20 protein-coding genes and 1 pseudogene are annotated in these 21,757 nt (G+C 50.2%); 13 read left to right on the top strand and 8 right to left on the bottom strand.

Annotated features, from left to right (window positions below):
* Positions 1-115: 115 nt before the first annotated feature.
* From ACTHTU_RS00475 to ACTHTU_RS00485, 3 genes are all read right to left on the bottom strand, one after another.
* Positions 116-1,351: an MFS transporter gene (locus ACTHTU_RS00475; RefSeq protein ID WP_440361408.1), complete on the bottom strand. Its 1,236-nt coding sequence runs from the start codon at positions 1,349-1,351 to the stop codon at positions 116-118.
* Between the two features lie 100 nt (positions 1,352-1,451).
* Entirely contained in the window at positions 1,452-1,850 is a 399-nt protein-coding gene (locus ACTHTU_RS00480; RefSeq protein WP_440361409.1) for an extensin, read from the bottom strand.
* Positions 1,851-1,946: 96 nt separating this feature from the next.
* A complete protein-coding gene (locus ACTHTU_RS00485) occupies positions 1,947-3,992 on the bottom strand; it encodes a TonB-dependent receptor (protein ID WP_440361410.1) in 2,046 nt (681 codons plus the stop codon).
* A 358-nt stretch (positions 3,993-4,350) separates the two neighbouring features.
* Here ACTHTU_RS00485 and ACTHTU_RS00490 point away from each other — a divergent pair.
* Positions 4,351-4,416 (top strand): annotated as a pseudogene (locus tag ACTHTU_RS00490) (transposase); the annotation flags it as partial.
* 124 nt (positions 4,417-4,540) lie between these two features.
* Positions 4,541-5,161, top strand: a complete 621-nt coding sequence (locus tag ACTHTU_RS00495) for a TetR/AcrR family transcriptional regulator (RefSeq protein WP_440361411.1) — start codon at positions 4,541-4,543, stop codon at positions 5,159-5,161.
* Between the two features lie 90 nt (positions 5,162-5,251).
* On the opposite strand, the gene ttcA is transcribed toward ACTHTU_RS00495, so the two are convergent.
* Together ttcA and ACTHTU_RS00505 are read right to left on the bottom strand one after the other, a co-directional pair.
* Complete coding sequence (gene ttcA / locus ACTHTU_RS00500; protein WP_440361412.1) at positions 5,252-6,211, bottom strand: tRNA 2-thiocytidine(32) synthetase TtcA; 960 nt, start codon at positions 6,209-6,211, stop codon at positions 5,252-5,254.
* A 128-nt stretch (positions 6,212-6,339) separates the two neighbouring features.
* Positions 6,340-6,693, bottom strand: a complete 354-nt coding sequence (locus ACTHTU_RS00505; protein WP_440361413.1) for a RidA family protein — start codon at positions 6,691-6,693, stop codon at positions 6,340-6,342.
* Positions 6,694-6,792: 99 nt separating this feature from the next.
* Between ACTHTU_RS00505 and ybaK the strand changes: the two genes are divergently transcribed.
* The 5 genes from ybaK (at position 6,793) to hemB (ending at position 10,707) form a co-directional block, all read left to right on the top strand.
* Positions 6,793-7,278, top strand: a complete 486-nt coding sequence (gene ybaK, locus ACTHTU_RS00510) for a Cys-tRNA(Pro) deacylase (RefSeq protein ID WP_004519716.1) — start codon at positions 6,793-6,795, stop codon at positions 7,276-7,278.
* Positions 7,279-7,293: 15 nt separating this feature from the next.
* On the top strand, positions 7,294-7,926 hold the full coding sequence (locus ACTHTU_RS00515) for a DnaJ domain-containing protein (protein ID WP_440361414.1): 633 nt from the start codon (positions 7,294-7,296) through the stop codon (positions 7,924-7,926).
* A 3-nt stretch (positions 7,927-7,929) separates the two neighbouring features.
* Entirely contained in the window at positions 7,930-8,802 is an 873-nt protein-coding gene (locus ACTHTU_RS00520) for an EamA/RhaT family transporter (RefSeq protein ID WP_440361415.1), read from the top strand.
* Positions 8,803-8,962: 160 nt separating this feature from the next.
* Positions 8,963-9,673 (top strand): DUF6973 domain-containing protein, encoded by a 711-nt coding sequence (locus tag ACTHTU_RS00525; RefSeq protein WP_440361416.1) that lies wholly within the window; start codon positions 8,963-8,965, stop codon positions 9,671-9,673.
* Between the two features lie 32 nt (positions 9,674-9,705).
* Positions 9,706-10,707 carry a porphobilinogen synthase gene (gene hemB, locus ACTHTU_RS00530; protein WP_003683488.1) on the top strand — a complete coding sequence of 334 codons (1,002 nt, stop codon included), beginning with the start codon at positions 9,706-9,708 and terminating at the stop codon, positions 10,705-10,707.
* A gap of 190 nt (positions 10,708-10,897) precedes the next feature.
* Here hemB and lipA read toward each other — a convergent pair whose 3' ends face one another.
* The 3 genes from lipA to ACTHTU_RS00545 all read right to left on the bottom strand — a co-directional run bounded on the left by lipA (position 10,898) and on the right by ACTHTU_RS00545 (position 12,888).
* Positions 10,898-11,881 (bottom strand): lipoyl synthase, encoded by a 984-nt coding sequence (gene lipA / locus ACTHTU_RS00535; RefSeq protein ID WP_003683323.1) that lies wholly within the window; start codon positions 11,879-11,881, stop codon positions 10,898-10,900.
* A gap of 129 nt (positions 11,882-12,010) precedes the next feature.
* Positions 12,011-12,613: a lipoyl(octanoyl) transferase LipB gene (gene lipB, locus ACTHTU_RS00540; RefSeq protein ID WP_070843451.1), complete on the bottom strand. Its 603-nt coding sequence runs from the start codon at positions 12,611-12,613 to the stop codon at positions 12,011-12,013.
* Positions 12,613-12,888, bottom strand: coding sequence for an HP0495 family protein (locus ACTHTU_RS00545; protein ID WP_049328369.1), 276 nt, complete (start codon positions 12,886-12,888; stop codon positions 12,613-12,615). The genes lipB and ACTHTU_RS00545 overlap by 1 nt, the downstream gene beginning before the upstream one ends.
* Positions 12,889-13,100: 212 nt before the next feature.
* Between ACTHTU_RS00545 and lon the strand changes: the two genes are divergently transcribed.
* The 6 genes from lon (at position 13,101) to ACTHTU_RS00575 (ending at position 21,709) form a co-directional block, all read left to right on the top strand.
* Positions 13,101-15,560, top strand: a complete 2,460-nt coding sequence (lon, locus tag ACTHTU_RS00550) for an endopeptidase La (RefSeq protein WP_314765951.1) — start codon at positions 13,101-13,103, stop codon at positions 15,558-15,560.
* Positions 15,561-15,745: 185 nt separating this feature from the next.
* Positions 15,746-16,015, top strand: a complete 270-nt coding sequence (locus tag ACTHTU_RS00555) for an HU family DNA-binding protein (protein WP_003683413.1) — start codon at positions 15,746-15,748, stop codon at positions 16,013-16,015.
* Between the two features lie 351 nt (positions 16,016-16,366).
* Complete coding sequence (locus ACTHTU_RS00560; protein WP_003746882.1) at positions 16,367-16,636, top strand: FeoA family protein; 270 nt, start codon at positions 16,367-16,369, stop codon at positions 16,634-16,636.
* Positions 16,637-16,663: 27 nt separating this feature from the next.
* Entirely contained in the window at positions 16,664-18,532 is a 1,869-nt protein-coding gene (gene feoB, locus ACTHTU_RS00565) for a ferrous iron transporter B (protein WP_063069033.1), read from the top strand.
* Positions 18,529-18,657 (top strand): FeoB-associated Cys-rich membrane protein, encoded by a 129-nt coding sequence (locus ACTHTU_RS00570; protein WP_003683546.1) that lies wholly within the window; start codon positions 18,529-18,531, stop codon positions 18,655-18,657. Before feoB ends, ACTHTU_RS00570 begins: the two co-directional genes overlap by 4 nt.
* Before the next feature lie 118 nt (positions 18,658-18,775).
* Positions 18,776-21,709, top strand: a complete 2,934-nt coding sequence (locus tag ACTHTU_RS00575) for a class I SAM-dependent DNA methyltransferase (RefSeq protein ID WP_440361417.1) — start codon at positions 18,776-18,778, stop codon at positions 21,707-21,709.
* Positions 21,710-21,757 lie beyond the last annotated feature (48 nt).

Below are 21,757 nucleotides of genomic sequence, written 5' to 3' on the forward strand. Positions count from 1 at the left end.
TAACGGCAGTATTATGGGCACGTTTTGTTATATTTTCATGAGAGATTGTGCAATAAAATGAAAAATTATCCGGAGGCGCGCTCAATTAAAATCGATGGATAAATATCTGAGCGAATTATTGTGAATCACGCTCTGAATGATTGAATAAATTTCTATTCAAATATAAAAGCAGGCCTACCAATACGGCCAAGTACACTGCAATCCAATACGCATCTGTATAACCAATAGCCTTTGCCAGCCTCAGGGCGGCGAAACCGGCCGCGTAACTGCCGAGCAGGACGACGGAAAATTGCAGGCTGCTGTCGAGTGCGGCGGTGGCGCGGTCTGATTTGTCCATCACCAACGCCAGTATCACCGGCAGCAGCAGCGTGTAGCTCAGGCTCAGGGCGATGATTTGCGCGGGTGGCAGCCAAGGATGGATGCGGGCGAGCGCATCGATGGCGGTCATGGACGCCAAAAGCGGCAGTTGCAGCGCGTAGAGCAGGAACACGAGTTTGCGGCGCGGATAATTGCGCGAAAACCAACCCGACAGCGGCGTCACAATCAGGCAGGCAACAGGAATACCTACCGCCAAAATTCCGCCCGTCTGCTTCGGGGTGAAGTCCAAATCCGCCAGTTTGGGTACAAAAGTTGCCGCCATAAACGCATACGGTGCGGCAACGGCAAACAGCAAAACCAGCCACCGCCAGCCTGTTTCAGGTTGCTGCCAAAAACAAACCAGCCGTGCTGCCAACGCCGTCCAATTGCCTTGCGCAGTCGGACTTTCCGGCTCGCGGTAGTATAAGAGTTGCAGCAACATCAGCAGGCTGAACGCCAGCATAAAGCCGGCCGCCGCCGTCTGTCCGTAGTCCTGATACAGCCACAATACCAGCGCGCCGCCGATCATCTTGCCGCCGCGTGCCGCCATTGTTTGAATCACGCCACCGAAGCCGCGTTCGCGGTGCGGCAGGACGATGCACGACAAGCCCAGCATCGCGCAGCCGTACACTGCCGACATTGCTGAGAGCAAAACGCAGCAGGCCAGAAGTAGCGGGAAGTTCTGCGTGATGTCGGTACAGGCCATCAACCCGAACACCGCCGAAAGCCCCAGCGTCGCCGTCAGCAGCCAGCCGCGAAACCGTCCGAACTGCCCCGCCGGCCGCCGTTCCATCAGCGCGGCAAACAATACCTTCGCCGCTTCGATTCCGCCGATCAAATGAATCCAGCTCAGTTGGTTCAGGCTGTAACCGTGGTTTTTCAGAATAGCGACCAGCGCGACCAGATAAAAACCGGTTAGCGTGAATTTGTAAGTGCTGCCGCCGATAAGCAGCAGCCAGTCGCGTGAGTTTGGGGAAGTCTGATTGTCGGACATCACATGATTCTTTTGAAGATGAGGCAAATAAAGGGACAAGGCCGTCTGAACATATTGGGTGGCAATACTTGATTTGTATTTAAATAGGTTTAGTATCTTTTCAGACGGCCTTCAATGCTTCTTCTGCGCGAAACAGGGCGGTTGTTTCATCTGCTTCGACGATGTAGTTCACGCCCAGCGCGGGGCCGAGTTTGGACGATTGTTCGCGGAAGAATGCCAGTTGCGCTGCGTCGGGTTCGATAAGGAGCATGGCGGCGCAGCGTTCGGACAGTTGCGGCCGATGTGCCTTTATCCATTCGATGTAAGTTTTGCGATCGGCAATGCGCTGTTCGTCGCTCACCTGCCGCCGCATCGGGGTGCAGACGGTGGCGAAGCGGGGGTTTTGGTTTAACAGGGTTTCGAATTCGGCCAGCCAGTCGGCGAAGTCGGCGACGTGGGTCAGGTCGGTCAGGTAGATGGTGCCTTCGGGCAGGGTTTTGGCGGGGGTGAAGTAATGCATGGGATTCCTTTGGGTGTTTTGGAGGAATAAACGGTAGGTCGGGCATAAATGTCCGACCTATGTTTTTTCAGACGGCCTCCATCATTTCAGCTTCGTCTAAAACTTCCATTCCGCGCTCACGCCCACGCTTCTGGGGCGTTGGTAGAGCGCGTCTTGGCGGTCGGCGCTGGAAATGAATATGGGTTGGCGGCGGTTGAACACGTTGTCGGCGTAGAGCGAGACGCGGCCTTGTTTGAAGTTGTAGGCGGTGTAGAGGTTGACTTGGTTGTATGCGCTGATTTTGCCTGATTCGGCATTGTCGGCGGCGGAGTAGTAGCCGCCGTAGAAGCGCACGTCGCCGCCGGCTTCCCAGCCTTTGTCGTTCAGGTATTTCACGCCGATGTTGGCGGTGTATTTGGGCGCGCGGCCGAGTTTGTTGCCTTCGATGCCGCTGTCGGGGTAGCTTTTAATTTTGGTGTTGAGCAGCCCCAGTCCGGTGGTGAGTTTCAGGCTGTCGGTCGCCTGCCAGTCGGCGGCGAGTTCCGCGCCGTAGGTATGGACTTTTTTAGCGTTGCGGATGACGACGGAGTTGGTGCCGAGATAGAAGGGAAGCTGCATGTCGCGGTAATGGTTCAGGAACAGGTTGCCGGAGAGTTGCAGGCGGCGGTCTGCGCTGCGCCAGCGGGTGTACCACTCGTAGTTGTTCACATATTCGGGTTCATAAGTGTAGGTTACGACGGGGCGGCCGAAGGTGATGCTCGCGCCGCCGGGGTTGTAGCCGCGCGCGGCTTTGATGCCGCTGACCCATTGGTCGGTGGGTTTGAAAGCGATGTCGATTTTGGGCAGGAACACGGTCTGGCCTTTGTCTAAATCAAGGTGCAGCGCGCCGCTGCCGCCGCTTCGTTTGTGCGTTTCTTTTTCAATGCGGGCGGCGGCTGTGATGTCCCATTTTTCGCTGGGGCTGTATGTGGTTTCGGCAAACAGGGCGCGCACGCTGTTGCGGTCGTCAAAGGTGTTGCGGCCGCCGACGCTGCGGATGTCCACCCATTCGTCTTGTTTGCTGCGGAAGTAGTGCAGTCCGGCAAGGCCTTTCAGACGGCCTTTGTTGGAAAAATGCAATACCGGCTCCCATTGCAGTTCGCGGCCTTTGAGTTCGGCGGGCACGCCTTGCGGACTGACGGTCATCGGCAGGTGCAGCCGCTCGTTGTGGTAGCGGCCGTAAACCAGTTTGTTTTCCAGTTTCAGATAGTCGTTAAGCTGCCACGATACGTCCCAGATGCCCGATGTCGATCCGGTTACGAACACGGGTTTTTCTTTTAAAAAACGGCGGCTGGCAGTGTTGCCCATGATTTCATTTTGCGGCGTGCGCGAACGGATGTGGTTCAGCGTCAGGCGGCTGTAAAAATCGGGATGGTTTTCGGGCGTGAGCAGGAGTTTGAAGCGCACGTTGGAGTTTTCCACGCGGCGCGGGTTGCCGGTCGGCTCATAGGACACGAACGGCTCGTAGCTTTCGCGCTGCTGCCGTTCCGCGCTCAAGCGGAAGGCAAGGTTGTTTTTCACAATCGGACCAGACACTACGCCGGCAATGTTGCGCGTTTTCTGGTTGCCCAAACCCAAGCGCAGCGCACCTTCCCATTCGTCGGTCGGGTCTTTGGAACGCATCACCACCGCGCCCGCCACAGCGTTCTGCCCGCGCACATGGCTTTGCGGCCCGCGCAAGACTTCCACTTGCTGCATATCCCACAGCGACTGCGTGCCGAAGGCGTATTCGTTGTAAGTGGCGGAGCGGCCGTCTATGGACAGGTTCAGGCGCGGCCGCGTGCCCGCAAAAAACGCCACCGCGCCGACGGCGGGGCCGGAGCCGTCCACGCCGCGCACGGTTGGCAAATCGTTGCCGCTGCCCAAGTCCACCGTATTCACGGTTTGTTTCAGCAGGTCGGTGGCGGAAAGATTGTGGCCGATGCGGTCGATGTTCGGCGTGGAGAAAACGTGGTTAGACGTGGCGGTTTCAAAGCCGCTGCGGTTGGTGCGTTCGCCGGTGACGACGACTTCTTCCAACTGCACCTGTTCCGCATCTTGCGCCGCATCGGCGGCATAAATCCATTCGGAGGCGAAAGCGGCAGCAAGCAGCAGCGGCAGGCGGCGGAGGGTAGGTTTCTGCATTTCCTTATCCTTTCAGACGACATACGTCGGAGCGGATTGAACATCAGACAATCCAATTGCTCCGTCAGTATGCAAATATTTGTGTTTACACATTTACATAAAACAAACTATTAATGTAAAGTATAAGAAATAAGAAACAGGAATGCAAGTGTTTATCATTCACTTTGTTTCCCCTCTTATCGTGAATTGTCCAAAAAAATCCCTCTCCTATTTGGGGGAGAAGGTTGGAGGAGGCAGATTCTGTAATCTTCATGAATTTGGCCTGATAAGCCTCCGACAGCCTCTATCAGTAGGGCAGTGAAGGAACAAGGAACGAGGCCGTCTGAAAGCCCGCCGTATTGCCATTGCCGCCGAGGGGAAATATAGTGGATTAAATTTAAATCAGGACAAGGCGACAAAGCCGCAGACAGTACAGATAGTACGGAACCGATTCACTTGATGCTTTAGCACCTTAGAGAATCGTTCTCTTTGAGCTAAGGCGAGGCAACGCCGTACTGGTTTAAAGTTAATCCACTATATGATGGGTATCCGACTTGCGGATAACTTTAATGAACCTCCTTTATGAACAAAATCAAAACCTTCCTACCGTCATGACTGCCAGTAAACAACAAACCATCATCGACACCGCCCGCCGTCTGTTCCGCGAACACGGCTTTTCCGCCGTATCCGTAGGCAGCATCTGCGCCGAGGCCGCCGTCAGCCGCGTTACCTTTTACAAATATTACAGCGGTAAAAACGCACTCTTGCAGGCAATCGTTACCGAGCAGAAAAACCGCGTCCGTGCCGAATTTGAAAATCTGCTTGCACGGCAATGCAGCCTGTGCGAAGCCGCCGAGGCTGTGTTTGCCCTGCAAAGACAATCGTTTGAAGAACTCTATTCCGCCGCTTTCCTGCGCGACATCGAAGAGAACACCGATTTGGAGCTGGAGCGGTTTTTCCACGAATTGAACGAAGAAAAATACGCCTTTATGCGCGGATTCTTCCACACCCTGCAACAACGCCGCCTGATTCAGCCCGATTTGCCGGTGGAACTCATCGATCTGTTCATCCGTCAGGCGGATATATTGATGCGCCATCCGCAACTGGCCGCGCTTTATTCCGCCGCGCCGCAAAAGCTGCCGCAAGACGTATTAGGATTGCTGCTGCACGGTTTGTCAGGGAAAGAATAGATAAAAAAGAATAGAAAATTTTAAATATGAATATTCAGACGGCCTTTCGGTAAATAGCTACCGAAAGGCCGTCTGAATGTCTAAACGCGTTTACATACCGCAGGTTTTGGGTTTGTTTGCCAGAATATTGATGACTTTGCGTTCGGTTTTTTGCGGTTCGATTTTGATTTCGCTTTCGTCTTCTTCGCTGCCGTCGGAGAAACGTTCCGGCATTTTTTCGCTATCAAACGCCAAATCGCCGCCGTGTTTCAGGCTTTGACCACGCTCCAAGCCGACAAAGTCGAAAAGCTCGGTATCGGCCAAATGTGATGGAACGACGTTTTGCAGCGCGGAGAACATAGACTCGATACGGCCGGGAAAGCGTTTGTCCCAATCGCGCAACATATCGCCGATGACTTGGCGTTGCAGGTTGGGCTGAGAGCCGCAGAGGTTGCATGGAATAATCGGGAATTGCTTCAGTTCGGCGTATTTGATTAAGTCTTTCTCTTTGACATACGCCAGAGGACGGATGACGATGTGTTCGCCGTTGTCGCTGACCAGTTTGGGCGGCATGGCTTTGAGTTTGCCGCCGTAGAACATATTCAGGAACATAGTGGCAAGAATGTCGTCGCGGTGGTGTCCCAAGGCGATTTTGGTGCAGCCCAATTCTTTTGCGGTGCGGTAGAGGATGCCGCGGCGCAGGCGGCTGCACAGCGAACAAGTCGTTTTGCCTTCGTCCAATACGCGTTTAACGGTGGAGTAAGTGTCTTCTTCAACGATTTTGTAGGGAACGCCGATGCTTTCGAGATAGGTCGGCAATACTTCTTCAGGGAAGCCCGGCTGTTTTTGGTCGAGATTGACGGCGACCAGTTCAAAATCAATCGGCGCGCTGGCTTGAAGCTGGCGCAGGATGTCTAAAAGGGCGTAGCTGTCTTTGCCGCCTGAGAGGCAGACCATGATTTTGTCGCCCGGCTCGATCATGTTGAAATCGTTAATCGCATCGCCGACGGCGTGGCGCAGGCGTTTGCTGAGTTTGTTGTTTTCTAATTCTTGCTTGGTTTTTTTGGACATGGCTGTTTGTGCTTTGAAATAATAGAAAAATTTAAGGGCGGTATTGTACCGCAAAAGAATAAAGGCCGTCTGAAAAACTGCGCCTGCTTGGTTGAAGCGGCGTTTTCAGACGGCCTGATATTTGTGCTTTATTTGATTTGAAGGGCGGTGATTTTGATTTCAACCTTCCAATCGGGCGAAGCCAGTTTCGCTTCCACGCAGGCGCGGGCCGGAGCGCGTTCAGGGGCTGTCCATGCGTCCCAGGCTTCGTTCATGGCGGCGTAGTCGTTCATATCGGGCAGATATATGGTGGCTTCTAAAATGTGAGCCTTGTCAGATTGGCATTGTGCGAGCCACGAATCGATTTGTGTCAAAACATTTTCAGTTTGCGCTTTGGCATCGGCTTCAGGATTTTCGGGAACCATGCCGGAGAGGAAAACCAAGCCGTTGGCTACGACGGCTTCCGAATAGCGTTTGCTTGCACCAAGATAGCGGATGTCCATGTTGTCTCCTGATTTCAAAAAGAAGGTATGGTAACATTGCAGTTGTTTACGTTCCACATTTAAGAGGGGCCGTCTGAAAAGGATGGCGGAAAACAACCCATGAGTAAAGCAGAATATCCGGTTACGCAGGCGGTGCGCTTTTTACGCAGTAAAAAAATCGATTTTGTCCCTTATGTTTACGCGTATGAAGAACACGGCGGTACGGCGCGTTTTGCCGAGTGCACGGGCAAGCCCGAGCATCAAGTCATCAAAACGATCGTCTTGCAGGATGAGCATAAAAAAGGCTTGGTTGTTTTAATGCACGGCGACAAACATATTTCTACCCGCAATCTGGCGCGCGAACTGGGCTTGAAACACATCGAGCCGGCAACGGCAGACCAGGCGGCGAAATGGACAGGATATTTGGTCGGCGGTACGTCGCCGTTCGGTATGAAAACCGCGTTGCCGGTTTATGTGGAAGAAAGCATTTGGGCTTTGGACGAGATTTTTATCAATGGCGGCAAACGTGGGTTTATTGTGGGCATGAAACCTGAAAACCTGCGGACGCTCAATCCGCAAGATGTTCATGTTGCAGTGGATGCATAAAGGATAGGAATAAAGATGAAACAATTAAATTTATACGAAATCTTGGGTGTGTCTCAGGATGCTGATATCAGCGTTATCCGCGAGGCTTACGGTAAATTGGTGGCCAATCCGGATATTCAGAAAGATGCGGAGCGGTTTAAAGCCATCGGACAGGCGTTTGAAGTATTGTCTCATCCGGAAAAACGTCTGGCTTATGATGCGGCTATGCAGTATGAATGTCAGGAAGTCAAAGATAATAGCTTCAATGATACGGCAGCCAATCATACGGCAAACTATAATACAGGGAGCAATAATACGGCGGCGAACGTGGTCAATACGTCCAAATCCGAAGTGAAAAACTATGTTTTTATTGCCTATGTCACATATGCGTTGGGCTTGTTTATTTGGTTTACCCCCGTCGTCGGTGTGATTTTGGCGTTTATCAAACGCGATGAAGCGCAAGGCAGCATTTACGCCAGCCATATTGATTATCTGATTAAGACATTTTGGGTGTCTTTGATTGGTATGGTTTTAGGGATGCTGACCATACTTATCTTAATCGGTTGGCTGATTTTGGCGGCAACCGGTGTTTGGCTCATTTATCGTGTAGTCGTCGGATTGATTAAACTGAATGAAGATAAGCCTGTTTCTAATCAAGGATGGTTCTAAAGCATGACATATTTATTGGCAAGTATCGTTTGCAGCGTGTTGGTTTCCGTACTGCTGAAAGTGGCGCGCAAGCAAAAAATCAATATCGAGCAGGCGGTAGCAGTGAACTATATCGTTGCCGTCACTTTGACCATGCTGGTGTTAAAGCCTGATTTGAGCAATCCGCAGGTATTTTTGCCGACTTGGTGGCTTTTTGCGGCCTTGGGTATATTGCTGCCAAGCGTGTTTGTCATTATGGGCAAATCCGTAGATGCGGCAGGTATCGTCAAATCGGACGCGGCACAACGCTTATCGCTGTTTCTGCCGATTGTCGCTTCATTCACGCTTTTCCATGAGCAGTTGACCGAAGGCCGTTTAATCGGTTTGGTATTGGCATTTACGGCACTGTTTTTCTTGCTTTGGAAAAGCGATGGAGGCAAGAAATCCGGCGGCCTCAGTGCGCAAGTAATGCTGCTTTTGGGCGTTTGGTGCGGCTACGGTGTCATTGATATTTTGTTCAAACAAGTGGCGAAAAGTGGTACCGCGTTTGCCGGTAATTTGCTGGTGGCGTTTTGTTTGGCCGGCATCTTGATGTTTGGCTACCTGTTTGCCAAAGGAAACAAATGGACCAAAGAGGGCATAGTAGGCGGTATGATTTTGGGCTGTCTGAACTTTTTGAATATTGTTACCTATATTTCGGCACACCAAATCATGAAGGATAATCCGACCTTGGTTTTTGCCGGTATGAATATTGGCGTGATTGTTTTGGGTACGCTGATCGGTGCGGCAATGTTTAAAGAAAAAATCAGCAGCATTAATGCAGCCGGTATCAGTATTGCTATTTGCTCGATAGCCTGCCTGTTTTATTGGCCGCAAATTCGGAGCTTGGTAGGTTAAAAATACTTATGCCGTCTGAAAATTTTCAGACGGCCTTATTTTTATTATAAAATAGCCATTCATGCGCCGATTTGGCCGTATGGAAATTATTTTACGCTTACGGGCGTTTCTATGTTAAACAAAGAAGTTGAACTCACACAATAATATCGATAGTGACATCATGAAACATATTAAAAAACACATTCAATGCGCCGTCCTCGGCATGCTGGTATTGTCCGGCTGTCAATCTTATCAGGAAGATCAAAGCCGCCGCAGCAAAATGGCTCAATTTGCGCTTAACCATCCCGTAGCCGCCCAAGTTATCGGTATGGAAGACGAAGGCTTAATCAATATGACCAGCAATGCCGCACGTTTTGCCGAGCGTTCAGGTTTGGACGACAAAGCAAACGGCGACAGCAGGGGAACACAAGTCAATGCCGTACGCCAAGCATTGTGGCAGGCGGCGATTGCTTCCAAGTTCGACAGCATTATTGCAGAAAAAGCAGGTAATGCGCGTCTGACGGATATGGAATTGCGTGAAGGTAAAGACGACTACTTCAGCCGTTACCTTGCCGACCAAGCGGTCGATCAACGCAACAACCGTATCGGCCGCAGTATCGGCAGTGCCAAACCCGACAGCGATATGAAGACGCTGGCGGCAAGCATTTTGTTCTACTACAACAAAGTAGGCTTATGGACGGCTTCCGAAGTGAACAACCGTTGGCGCATCAAACAGGAAAAACTTTCAGACGGCCAGTATGCCGAGGCATTGAAAAATATCGCCAAATTGGATCAAAACGGTATGACCGAACAGGAACGTAATAGTTATAAAACCGGTACGCTCAGCGAAATCAAACGTTCGGTCAAAGCCATACGTCAAGTCGAAGACTGATTTTAAGACTTCATTATTGAAAGGCAATTGTTATGAATTTCCCTCCGCGTTATGTCTCAAACACCCGTATGCGCCGTATGCGTAAAGATGATTTTTCACGTCGTCTGATGCGCGAGCATACTTTGACTGCAGATGATTTGATCTATCCGGTTTTTGTATTGGAAGGCCAGAATCAGGAAGAGGCAGTCCCATCCATGCCCGGCGTCAAACGCCAAAGTTTGGACAAATTGTTGTTTACCGCTGAAGAGGCACTGAAGCTCGGCATTCCTATGCTAGCTTTGTTTCCCGTGGTAACGCAAAACAAAACCGAGTTTGCTGAGGAAGCTTATAACCCTGAAGGCTTGGTGCCGACAGTAGTACGAACCCTGCGCGAGAAATTCCCAGAGTTGGGTATCATGACCGACGTTGCCTTGGACCCCTATACCATTCACGGCCAAGACGGTTTAACCGATGAAAATGGCTATGTCCTCAACGATGAAACCATTGAAGTTTTGGTAAAACAGGCTTTGTGTCATGCTGATGCGGGCGCACAAGTCATTGCCCCGTCAGACATGATGGACGGACGTATTCTTGCCATCCGTGAAGCCTTAGAAGATGCTGGACATATCCATACGCGCATTATGGCGTATTCGGCAAAATATGCTTCAGCGTTCTATGGCCCGTTCCGCGATGCCGTCGGCAGCTCCGGCAATTTGGGTAAGGCAGACAAGAAAACCTACCAAATGGACCCTGCAAACACTAATGAAGCCTTGCACGAAGTAGCATTGGATATTCAAGAGGGCGCAGACATGGTCATGGTAAAACCGGGTCTGCCATATTTGGATGTCGTCCGTCGAGTTAAAGACGAGTTCGGCGTACCGACTTATGCTTACCAAGTTTCCGGCGAATATGCCATGCTTCAGGCTGCCATTCAAAACGGTTGGCTGGATGGCGAAAAAACCATTTTGGAAAGCTTATTGGCATTCAAACGCGCCGGTGCCGATGGTATTTTGACTTACTATGCGATTGAAGCGGCAAAATTGTTGAAGAAGTAAAATAAAGAAATAAATCAAAAAGCGGCAAACAGTGTTTATCCTGTTTAGCCGCTTTTGTGTATTACTTAAGATTGGCTCAATAGGGCCCGACTAAGGTTCATTTTTTTAAAATCTAAAGAGTTTTGCATAAATAAAGGCCGTCTGAAAAACAGTTTCCTGATTTTTCAGACGGCCTTATATAATTTAAACCTTAGTGGTGGCTACAACCGCCGTGGGTTTCACGCAAAGCTTCGGCTGCTTGTTCGTCAGCGTGGTAGCTGGAGCGAACCATTGCGCCGATGGCGGCATTGGTAAAGCCCAATTCGTATGCTTCTTTTTCAAAAACTTTGAATTGGTCGGGCGTTACATAGCGCAAGACGGGCAAGTGGCCGTCTGAAGGTTGCAGATATTGGCCGATGGTAATCATCTCGATATTGTTGGCACGCATATCGCGCATGATTTCGCGCACGTCCTCGTCTGTTTCGCCCAAGCCGACCATGATGCCGGACTTGGTCGGGATATGTGGCATCATTTCTTTGTAGCGGCGCAGAAGCTCGAGGGAGTGTTGGTAGTTGGCACCCGGACGGGCTTTTTTATACAGGCTCGGATGGGTTTCCAAGTTGTGGTTCATCACGTCGGGCGGTGTTTCTGCCAAGATTTCCAGTGCGATATCCAGACGGCCGCGGAAATCGGGAACAAGGATTTCGATTTTGGTATTCGGACTGGTTTCGCGGATAGCTTTAATGCAGTCGGCGAAGTGTTGGGCGCCGCCATCACGCAGGTCGTCACGGTCGACGGAAGTAATCACGACATAGCGCAGGTTCATGGATTTGACGGATTCTGCCAAGTGTTTAGGCTCGTCAGGATCCAACATATTGGGACGACCATGGCCAACGTCGCAGAACGGGCAGCGGCGGGTACAAATATCGCCCATGATCATAAATGTGGCTGTACCCTTGGTAAAGCATTCGCTGATATTTGGACAAGATGCTTCTTCGCACACGGTATGCATTTTTTGTTCACGAAGAATATTTTTGATTTCAAAGAATTTCTTGCCCGGTAATTTGGCGCGGATCCATTCGGGCTTTTTCAATTTTTGTTCCAATGGAACAACTTTAATCGGAATACGTGCAGTTTTGTCTGCACCTTTCAGTTTGATGCCGCGTTTGGGGTCGTTTTTTACTTCTTCACTCATGGTGATGTGTTCTTTCTGTCGTTATAAAGGCCGTCTGAAAAGCTTATCGTAGTCTTTATGACCTAAGGGCTTGTGGGTTCAGAGGGGCAGTTAAAAGATGGTGTTGGGGTCGAATATTTTCAGACGGCCTTATGCCAGCTCTTTTTGTAAATGCTTGGTCAGTTTATCTGCAACTTCTGCCAAACTGGGTGCCGGAGAGACAAAGTCGGCAATTTGGGTCATTTCCATACCGGCATAACCGCAGGGGTTGATATGGGTAAACGGACTTAAATCCATATTCACGTTAAGCGCCAAGCCGTGGTAAACGGAACCGTCTTTGATACGTAAGCCCAGAGAAGCGATTTTACGCTCGCCGACATAAACGCCGGGACGTTTTGGATCGGCTGCTGCTTCGATGCCGTATTCTGCCAAGGTGGCGATGATGCTGTTCTCAAGTGCGGAAACGATATGGCGCACACTGGTCTTACGGCGTTTGAAATTGATCATCGTATAAACGACCAATTGGCCGGGACCGTGGTAGGTAATTTGACCGCCTCTGTCAATTTGGACAACGGGTATATCGTCGCGAATGAGGAGGTGTTCAGGTTTTCCGGCCAAGCCCTGGGTGAATACGGGCGGATGTTCGACCACCCATAATTCGTCTTCGGTGTTTTCGTCACGCGAGGCATTAAATGCCTTCATGGCTTCGAAAGTCGGCAGGTAATCGACCAAGCCTTTGTGCACGATTTTCATTACAGCACCACTTTTACCAATTCGTGTGAAGTCAGGTCGCGGTAGATATTGTCGAGCTGCTCTTGGTTATCAACATTTACTTTGACGGTTGCGCTGGTGTAGTTGCCTTTGCTGCTTGGGCGCGTAGTAATGTGGTGCGGCTCGGTGTCGGGAGCATGTTTGCGCACAGTTTCCAAGATGGCGGATTCAAATTCGGGATGAACTGCGCCCATGACTTTTACAGGAAAGGTGCAAGGGAATTCAATTAATGATTTTTTTTCGGTTGAGTCTGTCATGGTTTACTACCTTGTTTGGTTAGCCAGGGCCGTCTGAAAAGTTTTCAGACGGCCCGAAATCCGATATATTTTATCGTAAACGTCCATATCGGGCTATAAAAATGATGTTTTCGAAAATAGGTGCGGATAAGCTGTTTTCAAGTCTTGAAATGCAGCGCTTCAGCCCAATTTTGAGCTACATTCTGATTTAACAATGATTGAGATTTCTAACTATGCCGACAAAAGACAAATATTTCGAGGAATACAGTGCGCTGGCTACCTTGCCTTTACGCGATGTCGTGGTGTATCCGCATATGGTATTGCCGCTGTTCGTCGGTCGTCCTAAATCGATTGCGGCCCTTGAGGCGGCAATGGCCAATGATGATCCGGTTTTCCTGTTGGCCCAGCTTGACCCTAATACAGAAGACCCTAAAGCTGAAGACTTGCACCAGACCGGTACGGTTGCCCAAGTTTTGCAGGTTTTGAAGCTGCCTGACGGTACCGTTAAAGTATTGGTAGAAGGTATCCGTCGTGCGCGCGCGTTGACGGTTGATGAAACAGGCGGATTGTTTTTGTCTCATGTTGAGGCGATTGATGAGAATAGCGACAAAGACAATCCTGAAATTGAGGCCTTGCGCCGTACTCTGCTGACTCAATTTGAGCAATATGCGAAGTTGAACAAAAAAATTCCTGCCGAAGTTATCAGCACCATCAGCAGTATCGATGACAACAGCCGTCTTGCCGATACTATTGCCGCGCATTTGCAGCTGAAATTGGAGCAGCGTCAATATGTGCTGGAGACTGCCGGTATTGTTGACCGTTTGGAATTTCTACTGGCGCAGTTGGAAGCCGAACTCGACATCATGCAGGTTGAGAAACGCATCCGTGGTCGCGTGAAACGTCAAATGGAAAAATCCCAACGCGAGTATTACTTGAATGAGCAAGTGAAAGCGATTCAGAAAGAGTTGGGCGAAGAGGACGAGCGCGACGAGCTGGATGCGCTGGAAAACAAAATCAAAGAAGCAGGCATGAGCAAAGAGGCTGAAGAAAAATGTCTGTCTGAATTGAAAAAACTGAAAATGATGCCGCCGATGTCTGCGGAATCTACTGTCGTGCGCAACTATATCGATACTTTGCTTGAGCTGCCGTGGAAGAAAAAATCCCGTGTCAGCAAAGATATTGCCAAGGCTGATTTGATTTTGAATGCCGACCACTATGGTTTGGAAAAAGTCAAAGAGCGCATTTTGGAATATTTGGCTGTTCAAAAACGTATGGACAAGCTCAAAGGCCCGATTTTGTGTCTGGTTGGTCCTCCGGGGGTGGGTAAAACTTCCTTGGGTGAGTCGATTGCCAAAGCCACAGGTCGCCAATATGTGCGTATGGCCTTGGGCGGCGTGCGTGATGAAAGCGAAATCCGAGGCCACCGCCGTACCTATATCGGCTCTATGCCGGGCAAAATCCTGCAAAACATGGCGAAAGCGGGTGTGAAAAATCCATTGTTCCTGCTGGATGAAATCGACAAGATGGGCAGCGATTTCCGCGGTGATCCGGCCAGTGCATTGCTTGAAGTGCTGGATCCTGAGCAAAACAACAAGTTCGCCGACCACTATGCCGAAGTCGATTATGATTTGAGCGATGTGATGTTTATTGCCACTTCAAACAGCTTAAATATCCCGACTCCGCTGCTTGACCGTATGGAAATCATCCGTCTGTCCGGTTATACGGAAGACGAAAAAATCAATATCGCCATGCAATACCTTGTGCCGAAACAAATGAAGCGCAATGGTGTGAAAGAGGGCGAGTTGGTGGTTGATGAAAGTGCGGTGCGCGATATTATCCGTTACTACACCCGCGAGGCCGGTGTTCGCTCGTTGGATCGTGAAATTGCCAAAATTTGCCGCAAAGTGGTAATGCAGGTTACCTTGAGTGAGGACAAGAAAAAAGCGTCCAAATCCAAAACAGTAAGCAAGGCTAAGCCTAAAGCGATTAAAGTTACTGAAAAAAATCTGCATGACTATCTGGGCGTACGCCGTTTCGACTATGGTGTGGCCGAAAGCGAGAACCGCATCGGTCAGGTAACCGGTCTGGCTTGGACCGAAGTCGGTGGCGAGTTGTTGACTGTTGAGGCAGTAGCTTTGCCGGGCAAAGGTACGATTCAATGTACCGGCCAACTGGGCGATGTCATGAAAGAATCGGTATCGGCTGCATGGTCGGTTGTCCGTTCTCGTGCTGAATCAGTGGGTCTGGCTCCTGATTTTTACGAGAAGAAAGACATTCACGTCCATGTGCCTGAAGGTGCGACGCCAAAAGACGGTCCGAGCGCAGGTATTGCCATGACTTTGGCGATGGTTTCTGCCTTCACCAAAATTCCGGTGCGTGCAGACGTGGCGATGACCGGCGAAATCACTTTGCGTGGCGAAGTCTTGCCGATTGGCGGTTTGAAGGAAAAACTGCTGGCTGCTTTGCGCGGCGGTATCAAGCATGTATTGATTCCAAAAGACAACGTCAAAGATTTGGAAGAAATCCCTGAAAATGTCAAAACCGGTCTGACCATTCATCCGGTCAAATGGATTGATGAAGTGTTGGCTTTGGGTTTGGAAGCTCAGCCTGAGCAATGGGCGGCTGAATTGGCGGTTGACGAAACTCCGCAAACTTCTAAGACGAAGTCAAGAACAAAAGCAACCAAGCATTAAGTTGGTCGTCTGATGTTGCAAAAAATGTGGTTTTGCCCTGAATGCCACAAAAATAGGGCAATTCCACATCTTTTACTTGACATGATAATTTCAGAATTGCTATAAAGTGCGTATGTGCTTTAAAAGTGCTTAAGCCCCGAGTATTCGGGCATTTCATCATTTTTTACGATAGGAAGGGACTAATTGTGAACAAGTCTGAATTGATCGAAGCAATTGCTCAAGAAGCCGGCATTTCCAAATCTGCTGCGCAAAAAGCTTTGGATGCTACTACTAATGCCGTAACCAATGCGTTGAAAAACGGCGACACTGTTACTCTGGTCGGTTTCGGTACTTTCTACGTCGGCGAACGCGCCGAACGTCAAGGCCGCAACCCAAAAACTGGCGAGCCTTTGACTATTGCTGCTGCTAAAACTCCTAAATTCCGTGCCGGTAAAGCATTGAAAGACGCTCTGTAATTTAGAGTCTTTCCCTGAATGGGAATAAAAAACCGATTTGATTCGGTTTTTTATTTTGAAGGCCGTCTGAAACCTTTCAGACGGCCTTTAGTTTGTTGAGTGCATAAAAAGGCTGAAATCCTAATGATAAAAGGATTTTAGCCTTTTTAGTTTATCTTGTTACATTTGATTTTTATATTGATATACCTTATCATTAAGGGAAACAATAACAGTATTCAAAACAAACCGCACTTATCGAAAGAAGGGGCAAATAGCCATTCGTAAACAATCTTTCAAATGTGCTACACATTCATCATACTTCTCACGTTTTTTCAATAATCTATTTTTAAAACAAAAAGAAAAGAGAGACTTATGTCTGCTGTTCCTTTGTCGCGCCTGAAAAAAGGCGCAGTCGTACATATTGATTCCATTGCTCCCAATCCTGTTTTTGGTGATTTGGATACCTTGGTAACCCGTCGTCTTGCAGATTTGGGTTTTTCCAGCGGAATGCCGTTGCAAGTGATTGCAGTGGGTGGTTTTGGGAGAGGCCCGTTTGCGGTACGTTTGGGTAACCAATCTCAATTTTCCCTGCGTTCGGAAGAGGCCGGGAAGATTATGTGTCGTATCGTTGAGGCCGTTTAAGGCCGTCTGAAAGAATAAGGAAAAATGATGGAACTAAGCTATTTTGCCTTGATTGGCGCGCCAAACTGCGGCAAAACCGTTTTGTTCAACGGTTTGACCGGCTCACATGCCAAGGTTGCCAATTATCCGGGCGTAACTGTCGATAAGCGCGAGGGCGCCTTCCTCGACGACGAGGCCGTCCGCATTATCGACCTGCCGGGCACATACAGCCTACGCACGACCAGCCCCGACGAAGCGGTGGCGAAAGATGTAATGGTAGGCAAGATGGGCATTCCGCCCGATGCCATTATTGCCGTTGCCGACGCGACCAACCTGCGTATGACCCTGCGCATGATTTTGGAACTGAAAACGCTGGGACTGCCTATGGTGGTGTCGCTGAATTTGAGCGACGTGGCCCGCAAAAGGGGCTTGAATATCGACGCGGCCAAACTGAGCGAGTTGTTGGATGCACCTGTTTTGGAAACAGTTGCAGTGAGCGCGTCGGGTGTACAGGCTGTACGCGAAGCCGTGGCGAAGCTGCCGCGCAAACGCTCTTTCCCCGCAAACCCCGCCTCTGCCGAACGCACGCTCGATGCGCTGGATAGCGACAAACTTTATCAAGAAGTCGAATCGATTTTGGCACAAGTGGTACGCACCCAGATGACGCTGCCCGCATGGCACAAAAAACTCGACGACATCGTGCTGCACCCCGTCTGGGGCATGATTATGCTGCTGGTCATCCTGTTTATGGTGTTCCAAGCGGTTTACACATGGGCGGCGCCGATTATGGACGCCATCGAAGGTGGCTTTACCGCGCTGGGCGAATGGATAGGCGCCAACATGGAGCCGGGCATCCTCAGCGACTTGCTCGTCAACGGCGTCATTGCCGGTTTGGGCAGCGTGTTGGTGTTCCTGCCGCAGATTACGATTTTGTTTGCCTTTATCCTGCTATTGGAAGACTCAGGCTATCTGCCGCGTGCAGCCTTCCTGCTGGATAACATCATGGCAAAAAGCGGTTTGTCCGGCCGTTCGTTTATTCCCCTTTTGTCCAGCTTTGCCTGTGCCGTTCCTGCCGTGATGTCGGCGCGTACCATTAACGACCCGCGCGAACGCCTTGTTACCATCGCGGTTGCGCCGTTGCTGACTTGTTCCGCACGTTTGCCAGTGTATGCGCTGATTATCGCCGCTGTTATTCCTGACCGTACAGTGGGTGGGATTTTCAACCTGCAAGGCCTGACATTGTTTATTCTTTATATCGTAGGCATTCTGTCGGCTGCATTGGCAGCGTATATCATGAAACGCTTGGCGCGGATGAAAGGCAATGTGCAACAATTCCCACTTTTGATGGAATTGCCGACTTTCCGTACGCCTAACTTCAAACACATCATGACCAGCTTGTGGGATAGGGTAAAAGCCTTCCTGAAACGCGCGGGTACCATCATTTTTGCGTTGGCCGTGGTTCTGTGGGGCTTGGTAAGCTGGCCGCAACCGCCTGAAGGCGCAACCGGTGCCGCCATCGATTACAGCTTGGCAGGTACGCTTGGTCATGCTATTCAGCCGTTTTTTGCACCTTTGGGCTTTACTTGGGAAATGTGTATCGCCATGATTCCGGGTATTGCCGCGCGCGAAGTGGTCGTTGCCGCATTGGGTACCGTTTATGCCGTCAGCGCATCGTCTGAAGATGCAGTACAAAACGCACTGATTCCTATCATACACAACAACTGGGGCCTGCCGACTGCCTTTGCCTTCTTGGCTTGGTATGTGTATGCTCCGATGTGTGCCGCGACTTTGACCGTGATTAGACGCGAAACCAAATCCACGAAAAATATGCTTATGATTACAGGCTATTTGTTCCTGATGGCTTATTTTGCCGCATTCGTGGTTTACCAACTTTCTTCAAGGATACTATCGTCATGACTCAATATATTATCGTCGGCTTGATTATGCTCGCCTGCGTATTCTTCCTTTTGCGAAAATTCGTGTTCAAACCGAAAAAACGCGACTGCAGCAGCGGCTGCGGCAAATGCGGCGGTTGCGGTTAAATATTGATAACCAGAAAGAAGAAAGGTCGTCTGAAAAGAGGTTTCAGACGACCTTTTTAACGCAAACCGTTATAATAACGCCCCATCCATTTACACAATACATTCATTCCATAAAGTCATGAAAACCCTGCTCCAACTCCAAAGCGCCGCACAAAATTTCGCCGACCACTATAAAAACCAAACCGACGAACGCCGTGAAAAAGACACCTTTTGGAATGAATTTTTTGCGATTTTCGGCATTGACCGCAAAAACGTCGTCCACTTCGAATATGCCGTTAAAGACCCGAGCAACAACACCCAATTTGTCGATGTCTTTTGGGAAGGCATCTTCCTGGCAGAACACAAATCCGCCAACAAAAACCTAGCCAAAGCCAAAGAACAGGCGGAGCGTTATTTGCAGGAAATCGAGCGCACCAAGCCGTCTGCCTTACCTGAATATTACGCCGTCAGCGATTTTGCCCATTTCCACCTTTATCGTCGCGAGCCTCAAGAAGGCGCGGAAAACCAATGGCAATTCCCGTTGGAAGAATTGCCCGAATACATTACGCGCGGCGTTTTTGACTTTATGTTCGGCATCGAAGCCAAAGTCCGCCAAATTCAAGAAGAAGCCAACATTCAAGCGGCGACGGCGATTGGCAGACTACACGATGCCTTGCAGGAAGAAGGCATTTATGAAGAACACGAACTCAGGCTCTTCATCACGCGCCTGCTTTTCCTCTTTTTTGCCGACGACAGCGCTGTTTTCCAGCGCAACTACCTCTTTCAAGACTTTTTAGAAAGCTGCAAAGAGGCCGATACGCTCGGCGACAAGCTCAATCAACTCTTTGAATTTCTCAACACACCCGACCAAAAGCGCAGCAAGACCCAAAGCGAAAAATTTAAAGGTTTCGAATACGTCAACGGCGGTCTTTTCAAAGAACGCCTGCGCACCTTCGACTTCACCGCCAAGCAGCACCGCGCCTTAATCGACTGCGGCAATTTCGACTGGCGCAACATCAGTCCCGAAATCTTCGGCACGCTCTTCCAATCCGTCATGGACGCGCAAGAGCGGCGCGAAGCGGGCGCACACTACACCGAAGCCGCAAACATCGACAAAGTCATCAACGGCCTCTTTTTAGAAAACCTGTGCGCCGAATTTGAAGCCGTCAAAGCCCTCAAACGCGACAAATCCAAAAAACTCGCCGCCTTCTACCAAAAAATCCAAAACCTGCAATTCCTCGACCCGGCCTGCGGCTGCGGCAACTTCCTTATCGTCGCCTACGACCGCATCCGCGCCCTTGAAGACGACATCATCGCCGAAGCGCTCAAAGACAAAGCAGGCGGCTTATTCGACAGCCCGTCCGTCCAATGCCGTCTGAAACAATTCCACGGCATCGAAATAGACGAATTCGCCGTCCTTATCGCCCGTACCGCCATGTGGCTCAAAAACCACCAATGCAACATCCGCACGCAAATCCGCTTCGACGGCGAAGTCGCCTGCCATACGCTGCCGCTCGAAGATGCCGCCGAAATCATCCACGCCAACAGCCTCCGCACACCTTGGCAGGCGGCGGACTACATCTTCGGCAATCCGCCCTTTATCGGCTCGACCTACCAAACCAAAGAGCAGAAAAACGACCTCGAAAGCATCTGCGGCAATATCAAAGGCTACGGGCTGTTGGATTACGTCTGCAACTGGTATGTCAAAGCCGCCGGCATCATGGCGCAGAATCCCCAAGTTCAGACGGCATTTGTCTCCACCAATTCCATCTGCCAAGGCCAGCAGGTCGAAATCCTTTGGGGCAGCCTTTTGAACCAAGGCATCGAAATCAACTTTGCCCACCGTACCTTCCAATGGACGAGCCAAGCCGCAGGCAAAGCCGCCGTCCATTGCATCATCGTCGGCTTCAGCCGCAAACCGCAAACGTCGTCTGAAAACGGCGGCGCAAACGCTTCGGCAAATCCCGCTCTGCCCAAATACCTCTACGACTATCCCGACATCAAAGGCGAACCCGTAAAAAACGCCGTAGCCAACATCAATCCTTATCTGATTGATGCGCCCGATTTGATTATTACCAAGCGCAAAACCCAAATCAGCAGGGAAAATGAAATGTGCAAAGGCAATCAACCGACCGACGGTGGCAACCTTATCCTTTCCACTGATGAAAAAGAAGCTTTGATTGCCGCCGAACCATTAGCGGAACAATACATCTGCCCCTTTATCGGCGCCGAGGAATTTATCAACGGCAAAACCCGTTGGTGCCTGTGGTTTCACGGCGTATCCGACGTCAAACGCAACCACGACCTGAAACAGATGCCCAAAGTCCAAGCCCGTATTCAGGCGGTCAAAGCCATGCGCGAAGCCAGCAGAAAAGCAGCCACGCAAAAAAAAGCGGCTACCCCGTGGCTCTTCGACGAAATCCGTCAGCCTTCAGACGGCAATTATCTTGCTATTCCCGAAGTATCATCGGAAACACGTCGTTTTATTCCTATTGGTTTCTTATCTTCTGAAAATATTGCCAGCAACAAACTTTATATGCTCGCAAGCGATACGCCGCTTTATCATTTTGGTATCCTCAACTCTACTATGCACAATGCTTTTATGCGTACCGTTACTGGTAGGTTGAAAAGTGATTTCCAATACTCTGGTGGCATTGTGTACAACAACTTTCCCTTCCCAGAAAGCTGCCGTAAATCCAACGATGACGAAACTGCCTGTCAGGAAACCTCGGGCAAAAAAGGCAAAACGCCAAGGCCGTCTGAAAACAATCCCCTCCGTTCCGCCATCGAAGCTGCCGCCCAAGCCATCCTTGACATTCGCGAGAAATACCGCGCTGATGCGCTTGCTAACGATCTGCCTCCCCCTACGCTCGCCGAACTTTATGCGCCCGACGCAGGCTATCCCGACCTCGTCAAAGCACACGCCACCCTCGACAAAGCAGTAGATAAAGCCTACGGCTACAAAAAAGGCAAAAACACCGATGATGAGGCAGAACGCGTCGCCTTCCTGTTTGACCTATACCGAAAGGCAATAGAAAGCGAAAACACCAAGCCGCCCAAAAAATCCAAATAAAGGCAAACGGCAAATCCGGCTTGGTTTATAACCAAACCTGATTCGCCG

Origin of the sequence: Neisseria sp. P0020.S005 (assembly GCF_051957055.1) — a bacterium.
Classification (GTDB): Bacteria; Pseudomonadota; Gammaproteobacteria; order Burkholderiales; family Neisseriaceae; genus Neisseria; species Neisseria subflava_A.